4 protein-coding genes and 1 pseudogene are annotated in these 3,877 nt (G+C 66.3%); 1 reads left to right on the forward strand and 4 read right to left on the reverse strand.

Translation table 11 applies throughout. The features are described from left to right. The first annotated feature begins 159 nt into the window (after positions 1–159). On the forward strand, positions 160–1,299 hold the full coding sequence (locus tag RMO40_RS24000) for an acyl-CoA dehydrogenase family protein (protein ID WP_309726216.1): 1,140 nt from the start codon (positions 160–162) through the stop codon (positions 1,297–1,299). Positions 1,300–1,499: 200 nt separating this feature from the next. Here the strand turns inward: RMO40_RS24000 and RMO40_RS24005 are convergent, their stop codons facing one another. From RMO40_RS24005 to RMO40_RS24020, 4 genes and pseudogenes are all read right to left on the reverse strand, one after another. Then, a complete protein-coding gene (locus RMO40_RS24005) occupies positions 1,500–2,132 on the reverse strand; it encodes a TetR-type transcription factor C-terminal domain-containing protein (protein ID WP_309726218.1) in 633 nt (210 codons plus the stop codon). A gap of 59 nt (positions 2,133–2,191) precedes the next feature. Continuing rightward, positions 2,192–2,935, reverse strand: a complete 744-nt coding sequence (locus tag RMO40_RS24010; protein ID WP_309726220.1) for an enoyl-CoA hydratase-related protein — start codon at positions 2,933–2,935, stop codon at positions 2,192–2,194. Positions 2,936–2,979: 44 nt separating this feature from the next. Further along, positions 2,980–3,627 carry a lipase secretion chaperone gene (locus tag RMO40_RS24015; RefSeq protein WP_309726222.1) on the reverse strand — a complete coding sequence of 216 codons (648 nt, stop codon included), beginning with the start codon at positions 3,625–3,627 and terminating at the stop codon, positions 2,980–2,982. 33 nt (positions 3,628–3,660) lie between these two features. Continuing rightward, a pseudogene (locus RMO40_RS24020) lies at positions 3,661–3,877 on the reverse strand (esterase/lipase family protein); the annotation flags it as partial.

Here is a 3,877-nt window from a genome sequence, read left to right on the forward strand (position 1 = left end):
TGATTGCCAAACGGATTCTGAATTTGCCTGGCGCCTGAGCCGAGTTCCGTTCGCACTGAGCCTGTCGAAGTGCCTGCCACGCGATGCGCGCTGGCTTCGACAGGCTCAGCCCGAACGGTGGAGTGTTCAGCGCGATCCCAACCTACTTAGAGACAACCCATGGCACTCGTCCTCACAGAAGAACAAGGCATGCTGCGCGACAGCGCACGTGCATTTCTCGCCGACAACGCCCCCGTGTCGCAACTGCGCCAGCTGCGCGACACACGTGACAAGGACGGCTTCTCGCGCAGCTTGTGGAAGCAGTTCGCCGAGATGGGTTTCACCGGCGTGCTGATCCCCGAATCACACGGCGGCCTGGGCCTCGGCCTGGTCGAGGCCGGCGTGGTGATGGAAGAGATCGGCCGCCATCTGAGCGCGTCGCCTTTCTTCGCCTCCAGTGTGGTCGCGACCACCGCGCTCCTGAGCGCTGGCAGTGGTGCGCAGAAGCAGGCCTATCTCCCCAGGATCGCTTCAGGCGAACTCATCGCCACGCTGGCGATCGATGAATCCGCCAAACACCAGCCGAAGAACACCGCGCTGAAGGCCGTCCCCGCCGGCAGCGGCTACACGCTGAATGGCGCCAAGACCTTTGTGGTCGACGGCCATGTGGCCGACCTGTTGATCGTCGCAGCGCGCACCTCAGGCGCTGCGGGTGACGTGGCCGGCATCACGCTCTTCCTCGTCGACCGCCAGAGCGCAGGCGTCGAAGTCGAACGTGTCTTCTTCGTCGATGCGCACAACGCCGCACGCATCACCTTCAACAACGTGGCCGTGGCCGGGAGCGCCGTGCTCGGCGAAGTGGGCGAGGCCTGGGCAACCCTCGGTGCCGCCTTGAACGCCGGCCGTGCTGCCGCCGCCGCCGAGATGCTGGGCCTGGCCGACGAAGCCTTCAGCCGCACCGTCGCCTACCTCAAGCAGCGCCAGCAGTTCAACAAGATCATTGGCGAGTTCCAGGCACTGCAGCATCGGGTGGCCCATCTTTACTGCGAGCTGGAGTTCACCCGCTCGGCGGTGCTCAAGGCCCTGCAGAGCTCCGACGAAGCCTCGCCGCTGGCGGGTGGCCTGGCCTCGGTCGCCAAGGCCAAGGCCGGCAGCACTGCCACGCTCGCGGTGCAAGAGGGGGTGCAGCTGCACGGCGGCATGGGCATGACCGACGAGTTCGAGATGGGCTTCTTCATGAAGCGCGCGCGTGTGCTGCAAGAGCTGTTTGGCGACGCCAACTTCCACGCGGACCTGCTGGCCCAGCTGAAGAAGTACTGAGCGCCCTCGCCATCGCCCGTGGCCCCCGGCCATTTCGGCGTCAGCGCGTTGCCGGCCAGCCGCCAGGCCACCCTTGGGCCGACAACAACATCAGCGCTTCACGCTGCGGCGTGCGCGAGGCGTTGTGTGAGGCCGCGCACCAGACATTACCTCGGCCTCGATGGCGGTGCTGCTGGTCGTGTGCCCGGGCTTCTTTCCGGTCAGGTCTTGGGGTACAGCCCGTCGAGCAGCATGTCGAGGTAGGCCTCGACCACCTGCGCCGCACTCAGTCGCCCGCCGATCTTGTGCCAGCGTGGCAGCTGGTTCAGGCCCGACAACAGCAGGCGCGTGGTGAGAGCCGGGTCGACGGGGCGCAGCTTGCCTTGCGCCACGGCGTCGGCCACGCAGTGGCGCAGCAGCTGCTCGTAGCGGTCGCGCTGCGCAAGCAAGGTTTCGCGCTGTGCAGTTTCGAAGTTCGACCAGAAGTTGATCGACGAAGTGAGCCAGCCGCTGCGGTTAGCGTCCATCTGCTCGGCGCTGGCCAGCAAGAACGCGCGGATCTTGGCGATGGGGTCGGGGGCGTGGTCGATCGCGAGCGACACACGCTCGATCAGTGAGCCCATGCGGCTTTCGACCACCCGCACGAACAGGCGTTCTTTCTCGGGGAACCAGTAGTACAGCGCGGCCTTGGTGATGCCGGCGGCGTCGGCGATGTCGCGCAAGGAGGTGGCGTCATAACCTTTGCTCGCGAACAATTGGCTGGCGATGCCCACGAGTTGCTCTTCGCGCACACTCGGCTCGGGCGGCGCTGCGGCGCTGCTTTTCTTGCCGGGAGGGAGTGGTTTGGCGGGCATGGGTCTGGGCGGGGCTGAACGCGGCGCTGATCATAGGCCCGCGCCGGTTTCGGTCACCTCTAGCGCCCGCTGAAGCGCGGCGGGCGTTTGGCGGCCCAGGCGGCAGCGCCTTCCTTCAGGTCGGCCGACTGCGCGGCGCGTGCGATGTCGCGCTGCAGCTCGGTGGCATCGAGCACACCGCGGGCGATGCGCGTGAGGTGCTTCTTCATGCCCAGCAGCGCGAGCGGCGCCATGCCGGCGAGCGTGTGCGTGAGTTGGTCGGCGGTGCGCTCGAGCGCCTCGGCCTCGACCAGGTGGGTCAGGAAGCCGCAGCTCAGCATCTCGCCAGCGTCGATCTTCTCGGCGGTGAGGAAGAGTCGCTTGGCCATGTTGATGCCGAGCCGGCTCACATAGCGCTCCATGCCACGCTGGTAGAAGTGCAGCCCCAGGCGCGCAGCCGGCATGAACATGTCGACCTTGTGCGAGCCGATGCGAAAGTCACAGGCCAGCGCCAGGTCGGTGGCGCCGCCGTACACGCCACCTTGCAGCACCGCGATGGTCACCGGGCGGGCGTCTTCAAAGGCAACGACCATCTGGTCGAAGCTCACGTGGCGCTTGCTGTTGATCTGCGTGATGTCGTAGCCGCTGCAGAAGTATTTGCCGTGCGCTTGCAGGCGCAGTACCAGCACCGCATCGTTGGCGTTGACCTCGGCCACCTGGTCGATCAGCGTCGAGAGGTCGACCGGGTCGAGCCGGTTGGCCACACGCGGGCGGCGCAAGGTGATGGTGGCCACGGGGCCGTCGATGCTGAGTTCGGGTGTCATGGGGCCCGACTCTACCGGTCGCGGTGCAACCCAAGAATTTGGCGTCAGGGCAGTTGCAGCTGTGGCCCATCATCGCTCTCGTAGGCCGCGAGGCGTTGTAGTTCTTCGGGGGAAAAGCGGGTGTCGCGCAGGCGTTGCACGGCGGCTTGTTGTGTCTCGCGCGAGGCGCCGGCCTGGCCTCCTTCGAGCAGCGTGTTGCGCTCTTGCTTGTACGCCACCAGCCGGGCATCCCACGCGCTTTGTTCGCGGTCCATGGCCGCAAGTGCGTCAGCGGTCTGCGCTGACAGGGCACGGGCGCGCATGCGGTAGATCTCATCATCGCCAGCGCCTTGTGCGCGCAGCTTGCGCACAGATTCGGCCACCTCGCTCAGCCGCGTGGGGGTGTGGGGGGGCGGCTTCAGGTCGGCGGCCGCTGAGCTTGATGTGGCGCTCCCGAACAGGCCCAGCGCTTCTTCGGGAGAAAAGGACTGGGGGCGCAGTCGGGCGCCGGTGGCATCGACAACGAGGGCGGGGTTGTCCGCATGAGCCTGCTGACCATCGACCGGCTGCAAAACCGGCGCAGGAGCGACCCGTTCGGGTTGCACCGACGGGCCGGGCAGAGGCGGCGATTCGGGCGACCCGCCGGTGGCGGCCCACCCCAACGCCGCCGCGAGTGCGGCGACCGTTACCGACCATCGGATGGTGCGGCTCACGTTTGGGGCCCGGACGGCTTGACCGATGAACGTTTACAGACCGTACAAGATGCTCGCGATGCGGTTGTAGATCGGATAGACGGTTGAGCTTGGGTTCAGCCATCCCAAGACGTCGAAATGGTCGTATTGGTTGTAGTACCCCATGTAGTTCCAGCTGCCACGCACCGAGTTGCCGTCGTAGTTGCGCACCGGCTGGCCGTTGGGCGATTTCATGCTGATGGTGTTGACCACGCCGTCGTTTGGAAACCAC

Origin of the sequence: Rhizobacter sp. (assembly GCF_031412075.1) — a bacterium.
Classification (GTDB): Bacteria; Pseudomonadota; Gammaproteobacteria; order Burkholderiales; family Burkholderiaceae_C; genus Rhizobacter.